The organism is Pseudomonas sp. GW822-FHT04H02 (genome assembly GCF_058800645.1).
In genome coordinates this window covers 444,451-464,903 of sequence record NZ_JBXAMM010000002.1, presented here as the reverse complement: position 1 = coordinate 464,903, position 20,453 = coordinate 444,451, and the positions used below count along the sequence as shown (strand labels likewise).

At 65.2% G+C, this 20,453-nt stretch carries 14 protein-coding genes; 7 read left to right on the top strand and 7 right to left on the bottom strand.

The features are described from left to right. Nucleotides 1-131: 131 nt before the first annotated feature. Nucleotides 132-857, bottom strand: coding sequence for a tellurite resistance TerB family protein (locus tag AC1RMG_RS08770; protein WP_493168966.1), 726 nt, complete (start codon nt 855-857; stop codon nt 132-134). Nucleotides 858-1,129: 272 nt separating this feature from the next. On the opposite strand from AC1RMG_RS08770, the gene AC1RMG_RS08765 reads away from it, so the two are divergent. From AC1RMG_RS08765 to AC1RMG_RS08750, 4 genes are all read left to right on the top strand, one after another. Next, a complete protein-coding gene (locus AC1RMG_RS08765) occupies nt 1,130-1,540 on the top strand; it encodes a hypothetical protein (protein WP_053149228.1) in 411 nt (136 codons plus the stop codon). Next, nucleotides 1,530-1,973 carry a hypothetical protein gene (locus tag AC1RMG_RS08760; RefSeq protein WP_053149225.1) on the top strand — a complete coding sequence of 148 codons (444 nt, stop codon included), beginning with the start codon at nt 1,530-1,532 and terminating at the stop codon, nt 1,971-1,973. Before AC1RMG_RS08765 ends, AC1RMG_RS08760 begins: the two co-directional genes overlap by 11 nt. Nucleotides 1,974-2,023: 50 nt before the next feature. Next, nucleotides 2,024-3,046 carry a hypothetical protein gene (locus AC1RMG_RS08755; RefSeq protein ID WP_493168963.1) on the top strand — a complete coding sequence of 341 codons (1,023 nt, stop codon included), beginning with the start codon at nt 2,024-2,026 and terminating at the stop codon, nt 3,044-3,046. Between the two features lie 147 nt (nt 3,047-3,193). After that, nucleotides 3,194-4,387 (top strand): DUF418 domain-containing protein, encoded by a 1,194-nt coding sequence (locus AC1RMG_RS08750; RefSeq protein ID WP_053149219.1) that lies wholly within the window; start codon nt 3,194-3,196, stop codon nt 4,385-4,387. Here the strand turns inward: AC1RMG_RS08750 and AC1RMG_RS08745 are convergent. Continuing rightward, a complete protein-coding gene (locus AC1RMG_RS08745) occupies nt 4,384-4,917 on the bottom strand; it encodes a GNAT family N-acetyltransferase (RefSeq protein WP_011059471.1) in 534 nt (177 codons plus the stop codon). The genes AC1RMG_RS08750 and AC1RMG_RS08745 overlap by 4 nt on opposite strands. 200 nt (nt 4,918-5,117) lie before the next feature. Between AC1RMG_RS08745 and AC1RMG_RS08740 the strand changes: the two genes are divergently transcribed. After that, nucleotides 5,118-6,737, top strand: a complete 1,620-nt coding sequence (locus AC1RMG_RS08740) for a glucan biosynthesis protein D (RefSeq protein ID WP_368994160.1) — start codon at nt 5,118-5,120, stop codon at nt 6,735-6,737. Between the two features lie 159 nt (nt 6,738-6,896). Here the strand turns inward: AC1RMG_RS08740 and AC1RMG_RS08735 are convergent, their stop codons facing one another. The 3 genes from AC1RMG_RS08735 to AC1RMG_RS08725 form a co-directional block, all read right to left on the bottom strand. Beyond that, entirely contained in the window at nt 6,897-8,003 is a 1,107-nt protein-coding gene (locus AC1RMG_RS08735) for an NADH:flavin oxidoreductase/NADH oxidase (RefSeq protein ID WP_123482947.1), read from the bottom strand. Between the two features lie 410 nt (nt 8,004-8,413). Beyond that, nucleotides 8,414-10,123, bottom strand: a complete 1,710-nt coding sequence (gene recJ, locus AC1RMG_RS08730; protein WP_493168960.1) for a single-stranded-DNA-specific exonuclease RecJ — start codon at nt 10,121-10,123, stop codon at nt 8,414-8,416. A gap of 57 nt (nt 10,124-10,180) precedes the next feature. After that, nucleotides 10,181-10,723 carry a YaeQ family protein gene (locus AC1RMG_RS08725; protein ID WP_493168958.1) on the bottom strand — a complete coding sequence of 181 codons (543 nt, stop codon included), beginning with the start codon at nt 10,721-10,723 and terminating at the stop codon, nt 10,181-10,183. A 219-nt stretch (nt 10,724-10,942) separates the two neighbouring features. Between AC1RMG_RS08725 and AC1RMG_RS08720 the strand changes: the two genes are divergently transcribed. Both AC1RMG_RS08720 and AC1RMG_RS08715 read left to right on the top strand, forming a co-directional pair. Further along, nucleotides 10,943-12,679, top strand: coding sequence for a hypothetical protein (locus tag AC1RMG_RS08720; protein WP_493168956.1), 1,737 nt, complete (start codon nt 10,943-10,945; stop codon nt 12,677-12,679). A 70-nt stretch (nt 12,680-12,749) separates the two neighbouring features. Then, the gene (locus tag AC1RMG_RS08715) at nt 12,750-14,468 is read left to right on the top strand and encodes a hypothetical protein (protein WP_493168954.1); all 1,719 of its coding nucleotides are present in this window, start codon (nt 12,750-12,752) and stop codon (nt 14,466-14,468) included. 29 nt (nt 14,469-14,497) lie between these two features. On the opposite strand, the gene AC1RMG_RS08710 is transcribed toward AC1RMG_RS08715, so the two are convergent. Together AC1RMG_RS08710 and AC1RMG_RS08705 are read right to left on the bottom strand one after the other, a co-directional pair. Beyond that, nucleotides 14,498-15,187 carry a phospholipase D-like domain-containing protein gene (locus tag AC1RMG_RS08710; protein WP_011059464.1) on the bottom strand — a complete coding sequence of 230 codons (690 nt, stop codon included), beginning with the start codon at nt 15,185-15,187 and terminating at the stop codon, nt 14,498-14,500. A 36-nt stretch (nt 15,188-15,223) separates the two neighbouring features. After that, on the bottom strand, nt 15,224-20,371 hold the full coding sequence (locus AC1RMG_RS08705) for a DNA repair ATPase (protein WP_493168952.1): 5,148 nt from the start codon (nt 20,369-20,371) through the stop codon (nt 15,224-15,226). Nucleotides 20,372-20,453: the final 82 nt, after the last annotated feature.

The window sequence follows — 20,453 nt, the reverse complement described above, 5'->3', positions numbered from 1 at the left end:
CACTTTCGATAAATTTGTGCACCCGCTCTGGATGGCGGCTCAGCGGCGGTTTTATCACCCCAGCCAAGGCAATTCGGCAAATCCACCCGGCAGAACCGCCATCCGTGGCGAACGGCACTCCCAACACCGCTTCAGAGGTTGTTCTGGCGCACCTGGTTCTCCAGTTCGGCCTTGAGCCCCGGCGCCAGTTGCAACTGGCGCGCCAGCTCGTCCAGGTAGGCTTTTTCCATGAAGTGTTCTTCATCCACCAGCATCACGCTGGCCAGGTACATTTCCGCGGCCATTTCCGGCGTGCTCGCGGCCCGGGCGACGTCCGCCGGGTCCAGGGGCTTGTTCAGCTGGCTGTGCAGCCACTGCTGCAATTGCGGGTCGTTGTCCAGTTTGCGGAACTCGCCCTCGATCAGCGCCCGCTCGCGCTCGTCCACATGGCCGTCGGCCTTGGCCGCCGCCACCAGCGCCTTGAGGATCGCCTGGCTGTGCAATTCCACCTGCTGCGCCGGCAGGCGGTCCAGGGTCTGGGGTTCGCTGCGCGGGGCGGCGCCCTGCTGCGCCTGCCAGTTGCCGTAGGCTTTGTAGGCCAGCACGCCGAGGGCCGCGAGACCGCCGTAGGTCAGGGCCTTGCCGCCGTACTTGCGGGCCTTCTTGTTGCCCAGCAGCAGGCCCATGGCCCCGGCTGCCAAGGCACCGCCACCGGCGCCGGAAAGCAGCCCACCGAGGCCGCCGGACTGGCCACCGAGCAAGCCGCCGAGGCCGCCCTGCGAGCCCTTGCCGTGCTCCGCCGGCGCTGCGCCTGCCTTGTTCTGCAGCATTTCCTGGCCGGACCTGAGTAATTGATCGAGCAATCCACGGGTGTTCATCTGCTGCCTCCGGAAAATAGGTGTCATGTCGACACATAAGGCTGTAAGCCTAGAGAGAAGTGCCCGGGTCGATGCGGCGATAGTGCTTCTGAATGTTGCTTTGCCCGGCCTGGAACACCGGCGTCGCCCCACTGGATTGGCGCCCCGAGTTACGGCACTATCCGCCTCCTGAAAAGCACCGGCGCCACTGCCCGGGCTCACCCCATACCTTCCGGCAGCAAGGATGCTCCCATGCCCCGTGACAACCCCACCACAGTCTGCGAGTGCCGCCCATGAGCCTGGACGCTGCCAGCCGTTATCAGGTGACGCGAATCCTCACCGGCCTGGTGCCCCATTGCCTGCCACCGCTGCTGTTCTACTACGCCCATGTCTGGGGCATACCGGTGTACCGCAGCCACTTCGGCGCTCTCGCCAAGGGCTTCGGTCTGGGGATGATGGTGGAACTGCTGCTGCAACTGCTGATCGTCGTCAGTTTCCTGCTGGTCCTGGTGCCCCAGCTCAAGGTCAAGCTGGTCCTGATTGGCACCCTGGCGCTGTTCACCGCCTGGGCAATGTTTCCCGACCATCCGATACGCGGCTACGTCTACTGCTTCCTGATGACCGTGCCGCCATTGCTGGCGATCTGGCTGGCGCAGGGTCTGTGCCGGCTGTGCCTGCCCAGGGAGCAGTTGCATGCCCAGTAGAAACACCCCAATTGCGCGCTTCTGGCTGGCGCTTGTACTGCTGATCATTGGCCGCCCCTGCCTGGCCATGAGCCTGGAGCAGCAGTTCGCCGGGCTTGCCGACTGCTCCATGGAAAACGTCTACCTGGACGCCAGCGACCACCAGCCCCGGGGCGCGTACTTCAGCGAACGCCAACTGCAGCCCTGCGAGCTGGACGAAGCCGCCCGCTATTGCGTCGACGACCAGTACCACGGCCTGGCAGTCAGCGCGGTGATGATTCCCTATCGCGGGCCGTTCTCGGTCCACGCCCTGTATCTCAAGGACAGTGTCGACAGCGTGCGCCAGCACCTGGGAACCGCCTTCTTCGGTGATGGCCGGGAACGCCCGCTGCTCACCGAAGACCGCCATACTCCCGGCAGCTCGGTGCTGTATTGCGACCCGCAAAGCCAATGAGCCTGCTTGCCCACATGCCTGTTCTGTATCGCCCCCGGATGACCCTGCCGATGCCCACCCCCCGTCGCTGTTTGCACCTGATCGCCCTGAGCCTGATGCTCGGTGCCGCCGCCCAGGCCGCCGCCGCACCTGCCTGCCCGTCCAGCGACCTGAAGGTCTTTGCCCAGGCCTTTGCCAGCAGCCCGGAACTGCAGCAGGCATTCACTGCCGTGCCACTGGTCGAGCAACGGCCGATCACTGACGAGCGCGGCCGGGAAGTCACCGCGCGCTACAAGCTCACGGGCGACACCCACCACCTGCTGACCCGGCTCGCCCCCAAGGTCCAGGCCGAAGCTGGCCTGCAGAGCTTCTGGGAGGGCAATACCCTGGTGGTCAACGATCCCCTGGGCGATGTGGTGCAAGCCTTCGTCTTTGAACAGGGTGCCTGCTGGCAACTGGTGCGCGTCGAGCAATGGTCCATGGACGAATTGCTCACACACAACGCCCCCGCAGGCGAAAGCGCCCTGCAGCGACAGATGCGCAAGGCTGACCTGTTCCTGGGCTACGGCGGACGCGAGCAGTACCCGCTGACCGCGTACTTCTTCGAGCTCGGGCAACGCATCCTGCTCGATGCCGCCCGCCACGGCTCACCCAAGGCCGCGGTGCAGGCGGTCAGCCTCGGCTACTCGGGCATGGCCCCGGCGCTCAAGCCGGGGGAGCCGGAAGAACTGCTGCTGCCCTACGCCAAGACCGATGCCGAGGCGGCGCTGATGCTGTCCATGTACTACTGCGACCCAGTCGGCGATGGCTCGATCACCCAATGCCAGCAGCCGCGCAAGTCCGAAGAGCTGGTGCTGCGCACCGCCAGGGAACTGGATTCAGGCAGCGCCTTCTACTACCTGGGCAGTGGCTATGCCGATGGCCAGTGGGGCGTCACCGACAGACCCAGGGCCCTGGCCTGTCACCAGGAAGCACTCAAGCGCGGTGACCTGCATAGCCTCTGGCCGCTGACCTGGTGGAGCAAAAAGAATGAGATGCCGGCCAGCGGCGCCCAGTGCCTGGAACCTTCAGCGCCCGCCCAGGTGGGAAGCTGAGCCCGCATCTTGACGCTTTTTAACAAAATCCCCATAGCTGCGCCCCGGCCTGATCGGGTTAATTGAGCCTCTGGCTCGATCAACCCCGGAGGTCCGTTCCATGCGCTGTACCCCGCTTTCACCACCGCTGTTGCCGGTACCCCGCAGATGACGGCCTCCGGAGCGACGCAAGCAGCGCGCCTGGAGCAGGTGGACGCCCTGCGCGGTTTCGCCCTGCTGGGCATCCTGGCGGTGAATATCTGGTCCTTCGCCGATCCGTACTACGCCTCGTCGGTGAGCAACCCGGGCTACGCCAGTAGCCTTGACCACCTGGTTCGCTGGCTGGTGTCGGTGTTCTTCGAGACCAAGTTCTACCTGCTGTTCTCGTTCCTGTTCGGCTATAGCTTCACCTTGCAGATGACCTCCGCCGAACGCTCGGGGGAGCGCTTCGTGCCGCGCATGTTGCGCCGGCAACTGGCCTTGCTGGTGATCGGCCTGATCCACGGCGCCCTGCTGTTCTATGGCGAAATTCTCTCGCTGTACGCCGTGCTGGGGCTGGTCCTGCTGATGCTGCGCGGCTTGTCGGTCCGCTGGGCGGCGGCCCTGGCCGCACTGTTGATCAGCGGCACGGCGGCGCTGTTCCTGCTGTTCGGCATCACCCTGCTGGAGGCCGGCCTCTACACCGGCGCCGCCGATGGCGGGCCGGTACTCAAGGACCTGGCCCTGAGCGGCAGCGCCCTGCAAACCCTGGCCTACAACGCCTCGCACCTGCTGGAAACCGCCTCGGCGCTGTGGCTGCTGCAGGGCCCCTGCACCCTGGCAATGTTCCTGCTGGGCTATGTGGCGGGGCGCAACAAGCTGCTGGTGGCGCCCTACGCCTTCGAACCGCACCTGGCACGGCTGCTGAGGATCAGCCTGCCGCTGGGCCTGGGTGGCGCCCTGCTCTACGGCTACTGGGCGGCCTATGCGCCCGGCGGCGGCCTGGAAGTGCTCGGCTACGGCATCAGCCAACTGACCGCACCACTGCTCTCGGCCAGCTACGCCATGCTGCTGCTCAAGGCCTTCGGCTCGGCCCCGGGCCAACGCCTGTGCCGACGGCTGGCGCCACTGGGCCGCATGTCCTTGAGCAACTACCTGCTGCAATCGCTGATTCTGGGGCTGCTGTTCACCGGCTACGGGCTGGGGCTGGTCAACCAGTTGCCGCCGCTGTGGATTGTGCTGCTGGTGGTTGCCATCTACCTGCTGCAGATGCAGCTCAGCACCCTGTGGTTGCGCAGCCACCAGTACGGCCCCTGCGAGTGGCTGCTGCGGGCCGTGACCATCGCGGCCTGGCCAAGCTGGCGCAAGCGCCTGGCGGCCTAGGCCAGGCGCAGGTACAGGTGGATGTCCTCGGGCTCGATGCGCAGCAGTTGCGGGTCGGGCGTGGCCAGCAGTTCGCAGCCCAGGCGCATGTAGAAATCCACCGTATGCCGCGACGGCGTGGCCGACACATACAAGCCCTGCCCCCCCAGGACCAGGGCCTGCTCCCGGGCCAGGGCAAACAACTGCCGGCCCAGGCCAAGGCCGCGATAGGCCTGGCTCACATGGAGGAACTTCAATTGCCGCAGATCCAGCCCGGCACAGGCGATCGGCAGGCAATCCACCACCACCGCGGCCACCAGCGCCGGGCCGTCGAACACCCCGTACAGCCAACCGCCACGCCGGTAACACTGCTGCAAGATCAATGCGTCATGCTCGGCCTCGCCCTCCGGCCAGCCCTGCACCACTTCATGCTGGGCGTAGCAGCTCAATTGCCCATTGCACAGGCGGTAGAACTCATCGATGACCTCGGCGCGGTCGATCCATTTGAGCAAGGGGATATCGTCTTCGCCGAGCAAGCGCGGGTGCAGCATGGGAGCAGTTCCTGAAGGGGATCGGGCGGTTACCAATGGACACAAGCTAATCATTTTTCTGCCCCTGGCGAACCGTTTATTCTATCCGGCGTCTGTTTATAGTCCGTTGCGTTTGGCCGATGGCATGACCGAACCACCCCTCGCGATCCCCCCACGCAGCCAGGAACGGCTTGGGATCTTTCTCTGATCAAGGTTCAACCATGCACCGCAGGAATCTCCTCAAAGCCTCCATGGCCCTGGCGGCCTATACCGGCCTCTCGGCCAGCGGCCTGCTGGCCGCCCGCGCCTGGGCCGGCGCCGCTGATGGCCAGGCCCAGGCGTTCGATTTCGAGCAGCTCAAGGCCCAGGCCAAGCAACTTGCCGCCAGCCAGTACGTGGACACCAAGCAGGTGTTGCCGCCCACCCTGGCGAAGATGACCCCGCAGAACTTCAACGCCATCCAGTACGACAGCAAGCACTCGCTGTGGAACGAGTTGAACGGGCAGTTGGACGTGCAGTTCTTCCACGTCGGGATGGGCTTCAAGCAGCCGGTGCGCATGCACAGTGTCGACCCCAAGACCCGCCAGGCGCGGGAGGTGCACTTCCGCCCGCCACTGTTCAACTACCAGAACACCAGCGTCGACACCGCCCAGCTCAAGGGCGACCTGGGCTTTGCCGGGTTCAAGCTGTTCAAGGCCCCGGAACTGGACAAGCACGACGTGGTGTCCTTCCTTGGTGCCAGCTACTTCCGCGCAGTGGACGCCACCGGCCAGTACGGCCTCTCGGCCCGTGGCCTGGCCATCGACACCTACGCCAAGCGCCGCGAGGAGTTCCCCGACTTCACCCAGTTCTGGTTCGAGACCCCGGACAAGGACAGCACCCGCTTCGTGGTCTACGCCCTGCTGGACTCGCCGAGCGCCACCGGTGCCTACCGTTTCGACATCGACTGCCAGGCCGAACGCGTGGTGATGGACGTCGACGCCCACATCAATGCCCGCACCGCCATCGAGCAACTGGGCATTGCACCGATGACCAGCATGTTCAGCTGCGGCACCCATGAGCGGCGCATGTGCGACACCATCCACCCGCAGATCCACGACTCCGACCGCCTGGCCATGTGGCGCGGCAACGGCGAGTGGATCTGCCGCCCGCTGAACAACCCGGCGAACCTGCAGTTCAACGCTTTCGCCGACAAGGACCCGAAAGGCTTCGGCCTGGTGCAGACCGACCACGAGTTCACCAGCTACCAGGACACCGTGGACTGGTACAGCCGCCGCCCGAGCCTGTGGGTCGAGCCCACCACCGCCTGGGGCGAAGGCAGCATCGACCTGCTGGAAATCCCCACCACCGGCGAAACCCTGGACAACATCGTGGCCTTCTGGACCCCGAAAAAACCGGTGGCCGCCGGGGACTCGCTGAACTACGGCTACAAACTCTACTGGAGCGCCCTGCCGCCCGTGGGCACGCCCCTGGCGCGAGTACACGCCACCCGCTCCGGCATGGGTGGTTTCGTCGAAGGCTGGGCCCCGGGCGAGCATTACCCGGAAGTCTGGGCGCGGCGCTTTGCCGTGGACTTCACCGGCGGCGGCCTGGATCGCCTGCCAGCGGGCACCGGCATCGAGCCGGTGGTCACCGCGTCTAACGGCGAGGTCAAGGACTTCAACGTGCTGGTGCTGGACGAGATCAAGGGCTACCGCATCACCTTCGACTGGTTCCCCACCAACGACAGCGTCGAACCGGTGGAACTGCGGCTGTTCATCCGCACCAACGACCGTACCCTGAGCGAGACCTGGCTGTACCAGTACTTCCCGCCGGCGCCGGACAAACGCAAATACCCGTGACCCGCTGCCAGCCCCGGCCCGCCCTACGAGCCTCTTAGCCGGCAAGCCGGCTCCTACAGACCACACCGCCCCCGTAGGAGCTGGCTTGCCAGCGAAGGCAGCCTGAAGCCAGGCACAAAAAACGGCCCGCACGGGCCGTTTTTTTACATCGGCAAAAGCCTAATCGCGCAAATCCGACTCATGAATCGGCTGGTCCCTGTGGGTCGCCCGCTGGTACTGGGCCGGCCAGATCGCCTTGCGCCCGCCCAGGTCGTCATCGGCGTGCAGCGGCCAGTAAGGATCACGCAACAGCTCACGGGCGAGAAAGATGATGTCCGCCTGACAGGTACGCAAAATATGCTCCGCCTGGGCCGGTTCGGTGATCATCCCCACGGTCCCGGTGGCAATCCCCGACTCCTTGCGCACCCGCTCGGCAAAGCGCGTCTGATAACCCGGCCCGGTGGGAATCTCGGCATTGGCCGCGGTGCCTCCGGACGACACATCGATCAAATCCACCCCCAGGTCCTTGAGGCGCCGCGCCAGCTCCACGGTCTCGTCCGGGTTCCAGCCGTCTTCCACCCAATCGGTGGCCGACACCCGCACGAACAGCGGCAACTCCTCGGGCCACACCGCGCGTACCGCCTCGGTCACCTGCAGCACCAGGCGAATGCGGTTCTCGAACGAACCGCCGTATTGGTCCTGGCGCTGGTTGCTCAGGGGCGAGAGGAACTGATGCAGCAGGTAGCCATGGGCAGCATGCACTTCCACCACCTTGAAACCGGCCACCAGGGCGCGCTTGGCGGCCTCGACGAAGGCCTGGATGACTTCGCCGATCTGCCCTTCATCGAGCTGGGTAGGCGGTGTGTGCTGCGGGTCGAAGGCAATCCGCGAGGGCCCCACCGGCACCCAGCCGCCGTCCTCGGGCTTGACGCTGCCGGACTTGCCGAGCCAGGGCCGATGAGTACTGGCCTTGCGCCCGGCATGGGCCAGCTGGATACCCGCCACCGCGCCCTGGGCGGTGATGAAACGGGTGATGCGCTGCAAGGGTTCGATCTGCGCGTCGTTCCACAGGCCCAGGTCCTGGGCGGTGATCCGGCCTTCGGCGGTAACCGCCGTGGCCTCGGTGAAGATCAACCCGGCGCCGCCGACGGCGCGGCTGCCCAGGTGCACCAGGTGCCAGTCGTTGGCCAACCCGTCCACCGACGAGTACTGGCACATGGGCGACACGGCGATGCGGTTGAGAAGGGTCAGTTGACGCAGGGTATAGGGTTCAAGCAGCAGACTCATGGGGCACCTCTCGGTCAATGGTCAGGCTCCAGGGTTCTGTTTGAACGGTCGACGAGTGACTGCGAAGTGAAGCGCCCGCCCCCGCGGGTAGAAGAATGACAAAAGGTCACAAGGCCAATCAGACAGTGCTTAGAGACTAGTCGACAACACTGTCGCCGGCAGGGTTCCTAATGCGTGCCCGGGCAAAAAAGGCGCTGCTCCCCTTGTAGCCGCTGCCGCAGGCTGCGATCGGCTGCACAGCAGACGTGGGGCTTCAAAGGCCCTCAGAGGTCGGCGCAAGATTGCCGGCAAGGCCCTGCGGGCCTTTTCGCAGCCTCGCCACAGGCTCGGCAGCGGCTACAGGGGTTGCCAGCAGAGGCGGGGGAAGGTGGTGGGGACGCACAAGGCAAGGCCCGGCGCCCTTTCGTAGGTCAGCGCGGTTCGATGTGGGCAATCATCAACTGCACGGTTTCCTGGCCACGGAACTCGTTGAGGTCGAGTTTGTAGGCCAGTTCCACCCAGCGGATGGTCGGGTTGGGCCAGACTTCGCGGTCGATGCCGAAGGCGATGCCGTCCAGCTTCAGTGAGCCGCATTCGCTGCGCAGCACCACTTTCAGGTGGCGTTCGCCAACGATGCGCTGCTCCACCAGTTCGAACACGCCATGGAACATCGGCTCGGGGAAATGCTGGCCCCAGGGGCCGGCGTGGCGCAGGGCGCGGGCCAGTTCCAGGTGGAACTCTTCCACGGCCAGGGTGCCGTCCGACAGCAGGCGCCCGGTGAGGTCTTCTTCGCGCAGCTGGCGCCGCACTTCTTCGTCGAAGGCCTCGGCAAAGGCCGGGAAGTTCTGCTCCGGCAGCGACAGGCCGGCGGCCATGGCGTGGCCGCCGAACTTGCTGATCAGTTGTGGATGGCGCGCGGCCACGGCGTCCAGGGCGTCACGGATATGGAAGCCCGGCACCGAGCGCGCCGAACCCTTGAGCATGCCGTCGCCGGCATCGGCAAAGGCGATGGTCGGCCGGTGGTAACGCTCTTTCAGGCGCGAGGCGAGAATCCCGATCACCCCCTGGTGCCAGTCGGCGTCGAACAGGCACAGGCCGAACGGCATCGACTCCACCGGCAGCTCCTTGAGCTGGGCCAGTGCTTCGCGCTGCATGCCCTGCTCGATGGATTTGCGGTCCTGGTTCAGTTCGTCCAGCTGGGCGGCCATGGCCCGAGCGGCGGAAACGTCGTCGCTGAGCAGGCACTCGATACCCAGGCTCATGTCGTCCAGGCGCCCGGCGGCGTTGAGCCGCGGGCCGAGGATAAAGCCCAGGTCGGTGGAGGTGATGCGCGAATGATCACGCTTGGCCACTTCGAGAATCGCCTTGAGCCCCGGCCGCGCGCGACCGGCGCGAATCCGCTCCAGGCCATGGTGCACCAGGATGCGGTTGTTAGCGTCCAGGGGCACCACGTCCGCCACGCTGCCCAGGGCCACCAGGTCCAGCAGCTCGCCGATGTTCGGCTGCGGCCGGGTTTCATAGCGCCCCAGGCTGCGCAGGCGTGCGCGCAGGGCCATCAGCACATAGAAGATCACCCCGACCCCGGCCAGGGCCTTGCTGGGGAACTCGCAGCCCGGCTGGTTGGGGTTGACGATGGCGTCCGCCGCCGGCAGTTCATGACCGGGCAAGTGGTGGTCGGTGACCAGCACTTGCAAGCCTGCTGCCTTGGCCGCCGCCACGCCCTCGACACTGGAGATGCCGTTGTCCACGGTGATCAGCAACTGCGGTTCGCGCTGCAGGGCCACGGCGACGATTTCCGGGGTCAGGCCGTAGCCGTATTCAAAGCGGTTGGGTACCAGGTAATCGACATGGGCCGCGCCCAGCAGGCGCAGGCCCAGCAGGCCCACGGTGCTGGCGGTGGCGCCGTCGGCGTCGAAGTCGCCGACGATGAGGATGCGCTGGCGCTGGTCCAGGGCGGTCACCAGCAGGTCCACCGCGGCATCGATGCCCTTGAGCTGCTGATACGGGATCAGCCGCGCCAGGCTCTTGTCCAGCTCCTCCACCGACTGCACGCCACGGGCGGCGTAGAGGCGGGTCAGCAGCGGCGGCAGATCGCCGAGAAAGGGCAGGACGGCGGGCAACTCACGGGGTTCGATACGCATGGGCTAACAGCAACTTCTCTGGGGGGACGGTGGATCGTTCAGGGGCAGAGCGGGCGATCAGCCGCGCTCGCCCAGCAGCCATTCCAGCTGCACTTCGTGCTGGCCGCGATCATCGGTGACGAAGATCGTGCCTTCGCTGATCATCACGTCCCACTTGATGACGCGCGGCATGTCCTTGGCCAGGGTCTCGAGGACTTCCTGGGGCACGCCGGCGATATTGAGGTTCTTCAGGCTCTTCACCGCGTCCAGCACCCGGGTCTGCCAGACCCGCAGGCTGCCGTAGGCCAGGAGGCTGGTGCGTTCGGTGCGGCGCGAGCACCAGGTCAGGCGATCGGCGTCCGGCTGGCCAACTTCGATCCAGTGCAGGACGCGGTCATCCAGGCTCTTTTCCCACAGGGCGGGTTCATCCACGTCCGACAGACCCCGACCGAACGACAGGTGCTCGTTGTACCAGAAGGCGTAGGCCAGCAGCCGTACGGTCATGCGCTCTTCGGTTTCCGAAGGGTGACGGGCGATGGTCTGCTTGACGCTTTCATAGACCCCACGATCGAGGTCGGTCAGGTTCAGTTCGAATTTGTAGGTGGTGGACGGCTGGGCCATGTGCGGGCTTCTTGAATGTGCGAAAAGGCGGCAAGTCTAACCCGAAACCTGCCGCCCTGCCCGACCGCTGACCGGGCCGCCCCCGCCCTGGATGACATCCGCTGAAACGCATTGGCTGGGTAAAGTCGGTTGCCAGCCTGTAGCCATGGCTTTATAACCCCGCGCAAACCGGCTGACGCGCACCGCGCCAGAGCCGCTGTGCAATAGAAAAGGACGTCCATGACCCTCTTTGTCACCCTGCTCGTCATCGTGCTGCTGTTCATCGCACTGATCCTGTACTTGCGCCAGAAATCCGCCGACCAGCAGCAGTACCTGGAACAGACCGGCAACCTCACCGCCCAGATCAATCAGACCCTGCTGATGAGCAAGGCCGAGCCGCAGCTGGCCCTAGAACTGGCGCTGCAACTGCCGGAGGGCGAAGCGCAGCAGTTGGCCCTGCAACTGGTGGCCAGCGAGCTCTATGTAGCTGGGCACAAGGCCCAGGCCACGGCGATCTACCAGCAACTGCCGCCTCACGCTCGGGAATACGTGCTCAATACCCTGATTGAAACGCTGCTCGACAGCCAGGATACCCAGGCCTGCCTGGAGCTCCTGGAGCACTGGGGCGAATCCCTGCCCAGCTGGCCGCTGCTGCAGGTGCCAATCCTCCAGGCCCGCGGTGAACAGGCGCGCGCCCTGGCCCTGATCGGCGAACTCGGCGACCCGAAAAACCCTGCGGCCCATGAACGCCAGAGCATCGGCAATCTGCTGATGCTGTCGCGCGTGCAATTTCAGGCGGGCATGCAAGACGCCGCGCTGATCAGCCTCGAACAGGCCTGGGCGAGCTTCCAGCAACCCGGGCAGGAGCGCTATCACACTGTGCTGCGCAGCCTGTTCGACGCCTTCGCCACCCAAGGGCATGCCGAGCGGATTCTGGCCCACTCGGCCGAACTGCCGGCCGAGGAACAGGTGCAGGCGCTGATCGCGCTGTTCGATGCCGGCCAGGTGGAGCCGGCCTTCAGCTTGCTGGCCGACAACGGCACCCTCTACTCCTCGACCTACAGCGACCTGATGGACTCGGCCCTGAAACGCCAGCCAACCGAAACCGCCCTGCGCCTGCTGGACCTGACCCCCGAGATGCACCAGCACAGCCTGCTGCTGCAACTGCTCAACCATCTGGCGGCCCAGGGCCAGACCGCCGAAGCCGAGGCCCTGCTGCAGGCGCGAGCCAGCCACGAGTCGCAGCGTCCGGGGCTGATGCTCAACCTCTGCGATGAGTTGCACCAGGCGCAGCCGCAATGGACCACAGCCCTGCTGGCCCAGGCCCTGCAACTGATCGACGGCTACAAGAATGAACATGAGTTCTACAACAGCTTGCGCATGCAGGCCCTGCAAACCCAGCTACTGATGCAAAGCCACCTGCCAGCTCATCGCCGGGACAGCTGGCTGGTGCGCAGCAGCATCGAGGAAATGCACCGCCTGCGCCAGCAGGTGCCCGGTGACGAGCAATTGCTGCACCTGTGCGACCAGGCCAAGCTGCTGCACGCCCTGGACCAGACCGCCCAGGCCAGGTCCCTGCTGGAGCAGGCGGTGCAGCTACTGGATGGCGAGCCGCTGCCGGATGTGGATGAGATGGACGCCCGCTTCTACCTGGAGGACATCGCCAGCGCCTACCTGAACATCGACGATGTACAACAGGCCCAGGCCCTGCAGGACCGGCTCAACGCCGAGGATTCGGGCAGTCGCATCCTGGAAGAGGAACTGCTGCTCAACCATATCCAGCATCAGCGTTACGCCCAGGCCATCGAGGGCCTGAACCTGGGCATCCTGCTCAGTGACAAGAAGCCCCTGTCGCTGCTGTACCAGGCCCTGGAAGACCTGCAGCAGCGTGCCCCCGAACGTGCCGGCGAGCTGAAACAGCAGCTGATGGCGCGCATCGCCAACGGCCAGATCTGGCTCAGTTCCCAGACCAACTGACGCCCCCCCGGTTGCGCGCCCTTGGCGGGGCGCGTCACCGGCCAACAGCCGCACCCGAGGAAGATTCATCATGGAAGTACTTGTCATCCTGCTGCTGATTACCGGCGTGATAACGCTGCTGGTGGTCTATGCCAACAAGCGCAGCGCCGGCAATGACCTGGGCATCACCCTGGACGAGGCGGCGCAGATCAATCGCGCGGCGCACCTGAGCGCCATCGAACCGCAAGTGGGCCTGCAACTGGCCCAACGCCTGACGGGTAAAGCCCGGCAACTGGGGCTGTTCCAGATGCCCGCAGCGCTGTACCGGCAGGGGCACCCGGAACAGGCCCTGGAAGTACTGGCCGAGCTGGATGAAACCTACCAGCCCATGGCACTGAACCAGTTGCTCGAAACCCTGCTCGACAACGACGGCCCGCAGGCTGTGCTGGGCTTGCTGGAGCGCCTGCATCAACCCCTGCCGTCAGCGCCCTTGCTGCGCATCCCGCTGCTGCTGGCCAAGGGTGAACACGAGCAGGCCCGCGACTTGCTGGTGACCTTCGGCGTCAACCAGCTGAGCCCGGACTCCCCCGGCGAGCACCGGCAGTTGGCTACCCTGCAACGCAGCTTGGGCCTGGCCGACGAGGCTGCCATCAGCATCGGCCTGGCCTGGCAACTGCTGCTCAAACAGCCGGTCAACGAACTGGACCCACACGAGGTAGAGCAGACCCTGCGCGAGTACCGTGCCCAGGGGCAGGATGCACAGTTCCCGGCCATGGCCGCGCAATTGCCCGGATCGGCTCGGATCATCGTCGTGACCCTGCTCATGGAAACCGGGGAATTCGAGGCCGGGTTCGAACTGCTGGCGCAGGCCCTCGAGCCCGAGGACTACTTCGGCTACCCGCCGCTGCTCAAGCTGATACTGGACGCCAACCGCCCGGATCTGGCTCCACGGCTGATCGCCCAGATGCCGGAAAGCTACGCCAGCGATCTACTGCTGAGCCTGTTGAACTGGCATGTCGGGCGCAACGAAATGGCCAAGGCCGAGGCGGCCCTGCAGGCCTGCGCCGTTTCGCCCTCGCAGCGTATCTGGTGCCTGGTCTGCCTGTGGGGCAGCTACGTCGAGGAACACTCGCAATGGTGCGCCCATCTGCTGGAGCAAGCCTTGCTGGCACTGGAGACCTTGCGTGGCGATGAGCAATGGCCGTGGTTGCGCCTGCTGATCCTGGAAACCCAACTGCGGGTGCAGGCCGACCTACCGCGCCTGCGCCGCGACAGCTGGCTGATCCGCAACAATCTGGAGGAAATGGCGCGCCTCAACACCCAGCTCGAATACGCCGATCGACCGATGAAACTGGCCTTGCAGGCCAAGCTGCTGCACGACCTGGAGCAGACCCGGCAAGCCGGTGAACTGCTGGAGCAGGCCGTGCAAGCCCTCGACGACAGTCAGAATGCGCCTCTGGATCCAGCGGAAAAGAACTTCTTCCTGGAACAGCTGGCGCTGAGCTACGTCTACATCGACGACCAGGCAAAGGCTGTCGAACTGAAAGCTCGCCTGGAGCAGCAGGCGGCCTACACCCACCAGTTGAGCCAGGCCATGGTGCTCAAGCACATCCACGAGCAACGCTTCGACGAGGCGATTGCCGGGCTGGAACCGAGTAACCTGTTTATCGGCGAAAACCCGGTGCAGCAGTTGCACCTGGCCCTGGAAACCCTGCGCCAGAGCGCCCCGGAAAAAGCCCAAGGGCTGTGCCAGAAGTTGATCGACCACCTGGCCGCCGAGAGCGCCTGGGGCCAGCCGAACGCCGCCTGAGGCCGCGTCAAGGCCCGCCGCTGCACGCCTTAACGCGGCGCGTAGCGGCTCCAGAGTTCGTTGAACTCCTTGAGGTAACTGGCCACCAGTTGCGGGTGGTCGATCACCAGCAGGTTCTCCTCATTGCCGGTGGTGGCGCTGCGGGTCCAGTTGAAGCTGCCGTTGAGCAGGGTCCGGCCATCGAACACGGCGAACTTGTGGTGCATGTGGAACGGCGTGTCGTCGATCCGCACCGGCACCCCGGCCTCGCGCAGCGCGGCGATGTCGCTGCCGACATCGAACTGCTTTTCACTGTCGCTGATCACCCGTACGGCCACGCCGCGCTGGTGGCAGGCGCGAATTTCGTCGCTCAGTTGATCGTCGGAAATGGTGAACACACAGATATCCACCGAGATTCGGGCCTGGCGGCACAGGTCGCGGATCTTGCGCCGGCAGTCTTCGCCGGGGCTGAAGTGGGCGCTGGCCATGTCCCGCACCGGGGCGCTGTTGGCGTCCAGGGTCTTGATCACTTGTTCCAGCCACTTCAACGCCGGCAGCACATTGACGCTGTCCGCCAGCGCCAGCTCGCGTACCAGGTCAAAGGCACGGTTACGCATGTAGCGCACTTGGTCCTGGCCCAGTTCGCTGCCCAGCTGGCGCAGCTCATCCCGCTCTTCGTTGCTCAGTTTCAGGTCCAGCACGCTGTCGCGCAGTTGCTGGTCCAGGTGGGCAAAATCCATGTCGTGATCCTTGGCTGTTCGCCGGCAAGCCGGCTCCTACGGTTGGGAGTCCTTGAGGGTCGGAACCTCGCCGTTACTGAGCATCTGGCTCAGTTCGTCGAGGCGCGTGGCAATGTCGCCAATGCGCTGGTGGCTGTGCAGGTCGACATCGATCTTCTTGTGCATGACCTTGAGCAGCGGCAGGAAACTCTGCTCCAGGTGCTCGGAGAGGTTCTCCAGCACTTCACGCATGCCTTGCTGCGGCGCGGGCCGGGCCAGGCCGCGCACGCCTTCCACCAGATCGTTGAGCTGGGCCACGACGCGGGTGCCGACATCGCTGTCGCTGCCGCCCATGGAACGGTTGCGCACGAAGTCGCGCTTGATCTGGGTCCAGCGCTCGCTCTGCTCCGGGGTCTGGTTGCCCCGCAGTTCGGCGAGCTTGAGCAGGTTCTCTTCGGCGCCGGTGGTCAGCAGCTGGGATTCGCCCTGGTAGTGGTCGGCCAAGAGTTGCAGGAGCTCGGCGTCGTTCATCACCGCCGAGATCTTCTCGGCCATCTTGTTCATGTTGCGGTAGCTGCCCTGCAGCTTGAACGGCGGCTCGCTGCGGTACTGGTCGGCCTGGGCGGCGCTGGCGATGTACTGCTGGTTGACCCGCAGCACCACGTCGCGCACCTGCATCAGGCGTTGCAGGGTGGTGGTGATCTCGTTGATCTCGGCACCGCTGTAGCTGTGGCTCAGCTCGTTGCTGGAGAAGGCCTTGCCCTCGGCCTTGGCGACGAAGCGGTAGACGTCCGCCATGTCGCGGGTGGCCAGTGGCGCCAGCACCGGGTTGGAGGTCAGGCCGTTCTCGATGTAGCTCAGGGCGAAGGCGTCCTGCATGCCCCCCAGGGTGTCGCCGAGGTTATAGATGTCGGCCCGGTTGGCCAGCATGTCGGGGATCTTGAACACTTCGCCGGACTCGGTGTACGGGTTGCCCGACATCACCACGCAGAACTTCTTGCCGCGCATGTCGTAGGTCTTGGTGCGGCCTTTCCACACGCCTTCGATGCGCCGGGTGCCGTCGCACAGCGAGATGAACTTCTGCAGGAATTCCGGGTGGGTGTGCTGGATGTCGTCGACATAGAGCATCACGTTGTTGCCCATCTCCAGGGCCAGGTTGAGCTTCTCCAGTTCCTGGCGCGAAGTGGCGTCCGGCGCCTGGGCCGGGTCCAGGGAACGGACCTGGTGCCCCAGGGCCGGGCCGTTGATCTTCATGAAGATCAGGCCCAGGCGGTGCGCCACGTACTCCATCAGGGTGGTCTTGCCGTAGCCCGGTGGCGAAATCAGCATCAACAGGCCCATCAGGTCGGTGCGCTTGTTCTCGCCCACGGTGCCCATCTGCTTGGCCAGGTTGTCGCCGATAAAGCCCAGGTACACATCGTTGATCAGCTTGTTGCGCACGAACGAGCTCAGCGGCCGCGGCTTGAATTCGCTCAGGCGCAGGGCCGAGCGTTCGCGGCTGATGATGCCCTGGCGCAGGCTCTGGTAACGCTGCAGGCCAGGCAGGAATTGTTCGCGGTGAGCCCGCAGGCGAGCGAAGAAGCCGTCCACGGTGAGGGACAGGCTGCGCTCCTGGATGCGCGGGTGCTCGCCCATCAGGTTGTCGACCTTGAACCGCAGATCGACTTCGGTGATGCGCTTGGCAAAGTCTTCCCGCAGCAGCGACAGGGCCACCGCCTCGGGCACGTAGTCGGCCCACTCGGCGAACTCGCCCTCGGCGCACAGGGCCGAGAGCCAGTTCTCGGTCAGCGCCCACTGCGCAGCGGGCCGTTCCACCAGCCGCGCCAGGGCCTGCTGGTAGTCGTCCCACATCCGCGCGCCCTGCAGACGCAGGGTCAGGGCTTCCTGCAGCTGCTTGGCGTATTTGCTGAAGGTGAATTCGATGCGTTCTGCGGCCAGTTCCTGAACCAGGTACTCGGCAGCCTCCGGCAACAGCTCCGCGGCCAGGGTGAAGGCGTGCTGCTGATGCCAGTCACCCAGCGCCACGAGGATTTCCTCCTGCAATTGCAGCAAGCCTTCACGACGCCCGAACAGTTGCTGGATATGCCGGCTGGTACGGGCACGTTCCACCCATTGCCGAGGTTGCGGCTGTTCCTGCTGGCGATCCCAGTAGAGGCAGGCAAAGGCACGGGCCGCCGCGCCGAAACGCAGCAGGCCGGCGCTGTCGCGCAGGGGCAGCAGCTGCAGGAGGATCGCTGCGGCGTCGTGGTCGTGGATGCCCTTCTCGTAGCCTTCCTTGTAGCGCGGCGCGGCAAAGTCGCGGATCACCCGCGCCAGTTCTTCAGGGTGCGCCAGCAAGGGTTTCAGGCTTTCCAGGCTCAGGCCTTCCTGGCCGCGGTCGGCAGCGTCCACCACCTGCCCGGCAAGGTATTCGGCGCGGTACAACTGGGCCGATTCCGACTCCAGGGCTACCTGCCAGAAGTCCCGCAGGGCCTCCAGCTCGGGGTCGCGCAGGGGTTCGAGGAAATCCGTGCCGGTGAGGTGCAGGTGCAGCTCATCGCCCCTGGGCATCAGGGTCAGGTCCAGCTCCTGGGTGTTGACGCTGAAGCGGTGGCGCGGCCCCAGCTTGATGACGTTGCCGCCCTCTTCGAACAGCTCGGTCTTGTCGCGCAGGGCACGCACGGCCTGGTCCCGGGCGCCCTTGAGGCGCGACTCGACATCGTCGGCCTTGACGCTGTCCTTGAGCTCGCGCAGGCGCTCGGCCAGCTCCCGCAGCTTGAGGATCAGCGGGTCGGCGGCGAAGAACGCATTGAGCTCTTCGGCCTGGGTGAACTTGGCGGTGCGCCGACCGAGGCTGTCGAGAATCCGCCGCGCGGCATCCAGCAGCCCCTGGGCCTTGCGCTGGCGCTCGTCGAGCAGCGATTGCTTGTGGGCCTCGAAGGTTTCCAGCAACTCCTCGCGCTTGCCGAGGATGTCGCCGAGGAACTGTTCGTGATCGCCAAAGCGACTCTCCAGCTCCTCAAGCTGCACCAGCAAGCGCGACAGTTGCTCATCGCAACGCTCGGGGTCCTGGGCCTGGGCCAGGGCGTTGGTGATGCCCTGGCTGAAGAGTTTGAACTGGGCGCCGAACTGGGCCACGGTCTCGGTCGAACCCAGGGCCTTGCGCCGTTGTTCGGCGCGGGCCTTGGCCTGGTTCAGGCGGGCGTAGATCTGCGAGATGGATTCGATGATCCGGGTGCGCTGGGTGGCGTCGTCGATCTGCAACGAGGCCATCAGGCTCGACAGCATGTCCAGGTCCCCGGCCATGGCTTGCAGGGCGCCCAGGGGCTCGCTGAGCTGGGCCACGGTTTCGGCTTTCTGCGCCTGGGCGTCCAGGGTTTCCAGCTGGGTGACGAAGGGTTGCAGGGCCTGCTCGCTGGCAAGGAAGGTCGCGGTGCCGGCGGCAGTGCGTTCCTGGGCCTTGAGCAGCTCGGCTTCCATGGCGTCGATGCGCGCCACGTCGATGTAGCGGTAGTCGCGAATGGTCAGCAGCAGGCCGCGCTGGGTGGTGATGCCGTTCAGCGCATCGACGAAGCTCTGGACCTGGTCCCAGCTGTCCACCAGCAGGCTGTCCAGCAGGGCTTTCTGCTTGGCCTCGGCGGCCACCATGGCCTGGTCCGACTGGCGACGGATGCTTTCGACTTTTTCGTATTCGTCGAGCACCAGCTCCGAGGTGGAGGCCACTTCCCGCAGCAGCGGCGCCAGACCGTCCAGCTCGTCGCTGCCCAGCCAGTGGTACACATCGAACAGCCGACGGGTGTTCTGGCACAGCAGCGAGTAGCGCTGCACCGACACCGCCGGGGTGTCGATCTCGCGGCACAGGTCGTAGAGGTCAGAAACGCTGCGCACCAGTTCGGCGTTGCCGATGCGCCCGAGGAAACCGCTGCGGGTCGGCTGCCGCGCGGCGTACTCCTCGGTGAAGAACGGTGTCTGCCAGACCTGCATCGGGTGGACCCGGGTCGGCTCGTCGCCCTCGGCGGCGAAGATCACCATGCGCCCGTCTTCCAGGCGCGCGTAGCCGTGGCCGAACAGCGGGTTCTGCAACTGGCGGTTGATCATGTTGTAGGTCAGCAGCACCGAGCGGCCCTGCTCCGGGTGGTAGAAGATGTACTGCACATCTTCACCGTTGGGCGAGCGCACCGAGCGCTTGTAGCGCATGCCCTCCATGGACTGCTCGAAGGTCTTGTACTCGCCGCTCTGCAGGTAGTAGCCGCCGGGGAAGATGATCCCGTGGTCCTCCGGCAACTGCACGCAGGCCAGGCCGATGGCGTCGATGCGCTCCACCTGGCGGGTCAGGCTGTTGAACACCAGGTAGCGCCACTGCTCTTCGCGGTACGGCAGGACCTTGAGCAGGATCAGGCTGCCCAGGCGGGCGAATTCGATCTGCGAGTCGTCCAGGGACTGGGTCTTGTCCAGCACCTCTTCGCGGTAGATGCCCAGGCCCGATTCGGTGTTGTTCTCGACCTTGATGGTCAGGTCGCCGCCGATGGTCTCGACGAACACCGTGTCGAGGATGTTCAGGTGCGGAAAGCGGCCTTCGACCACCATCTCGCGGGTGGCTTTCTTCCATTCGAAATCGAAGGGTGCCGGCAGGGCGATATCCCGTTCGCCCCGGTTGTCGATGTAACGGACATCACGCCCGTCCACCGAGATCGACCAGCGGAACACCCGCACATCGGTGACCCGCTCGCCGATCTGGAAACTTGCCAGCAGCTTGCCGTCACGGATCGCCAGTTGCAGCAGGCGGGTGTTCTTGTAATAGGTATAGAGCTCGTTGAAATCGTTGAGGAAGCCCTGGGCCGCCAAAAAGCTGCCTTCCAGGGGCACGGGCTCGGCTTCGTAGCCTTCGCCCTCTTCCACCAACCGATAGAGGGAAAACACGTCAGCGACGCTGGTTTCCTTCTTCAGGCCGATAAACACGTTGTAGCCGAACAGCAAGCAGTCGCCGACCTGGACGATGTCCCGGGCGATGCAGTTGTTCTCGGTACGGATGCGCACCCGCCCGACCACTTCCATGCGGCTGTTGCCGAACTCGTCGAGACGCCTCTGGTTTAGGTCGTCAGTGGTGGCCCGCAGGCGCTGGCCCTGGTCCAGCAGGCGCTTTTGCAGCACCTCATAGGCGCCGCCTTCGGCGACGGCCTTGTCCAATACGTCCTGCGGGGGAGTTGCGACTTGAGCGTCCGACATCGTGGCCTTCCTGGATCTACGGCGGTATGCAAAAAAGCGAGCTCCTCAAACCTGGAGCCCAGCACCTGAAACCAGCCAGCTG

Coding starts and splice junctions, on each gene's coding strand:
- AC1RMG_RS08770 (WP_493168966.1), bottom strand. CDS start 857: ATGAACACCCGTGGATTGCTCGATCAATTACTCAGGTCCGGCCAGGAA.
- AC1RMG_RS08765 (WP_053149228.1), top strand. CDS start 1,130: ATGAGCCTGGACGCTGCCAGCCGTTATCAGGTGACGCGAATCCTCACC.
- AC1RMG_RS08760 (WP_053149225.1), top strand. CDS start 1,530: ATGCCCAGTAGAAACACCCCAATTGCGCGCTTCTGGCTGGCGCTTGTA.
- AC1RMG_RS08755 (WP_493168963.1), top strand. CDS start 2,024: ATGCCCACCCCCCGTCGCTGTTTGCACCTGATCGCCCTGAGCCTGATG.
- AC1RMG_RS08750 (WP_053149219.1), top strand. CDS start 3,194: ATGACGGCCTCCGGAGCGACGCAAGCAGCGCGCCTGGAGCAGGTGGAC.
- AC1RMG_RS08745 (WP_011059471.1), bottom strand. CDS start 4,917: ATGCTGCACCCGCGCTTGCTCGGCGAAGACGATATCCCCTTGCTCAAA.
- AC1RMG_RS08740 (WP_368994160.1), top strand. CDS start 5,118: ATGCACCGCAGGAATCTCCTCAAAGCCTCCATGGCCCTGGCGGCCTAT.
- AC1RMG_RS08735 (WP_123482947.1), bottom strand. CDS start 8,003: ATGAGTCTGCTGCTTGAACCCTATACCCTGCGTCAACTGACCCTTCTC.
- recJ (WP_493168960.1), bottom strand. CDS start 10,123: ATGCGTATCGAACCCCGTGAGTTGCCCGCCGTCCTGCCCTTTCTCGGC.
- AC1RMG_RS08725 (WP_493168958.1), bottom strand. CDS start 10,723: ATGGCCCAGCCGTCCACCACCTACAAATTCGAACTGAACCTGACCGAC.
- AC1RMG_RS08720 (WP_493168956.1), top strand. CDS start 10,943: ATGACCCTCTTTGTCACCCTGCTCGTCATCGTGCTGCTGTTCATCGCA.
- AC1RMG_RS08715 (WP_493168954.1), top strand. CDS start 12,750: ATGGAAGTACTTGTCATCCTGCTGCTGATTACCGGCGTGATAACGCTG.
- AC1RMG_RS08710 (WP_011059464.1), bottom strand. CDS start 15,187: ATGGATTTTGCCCACCTGGACCAGCAACTGCGCGACAGCGTGCTGGAC.
- AC1RMG_RS08705 (WP_493168952.1), bottom strand. CDS start 20,371: ATGTCGGACGCTCAAGTCGCAACTCCCCCGCAGGACGTATTGGACAAG.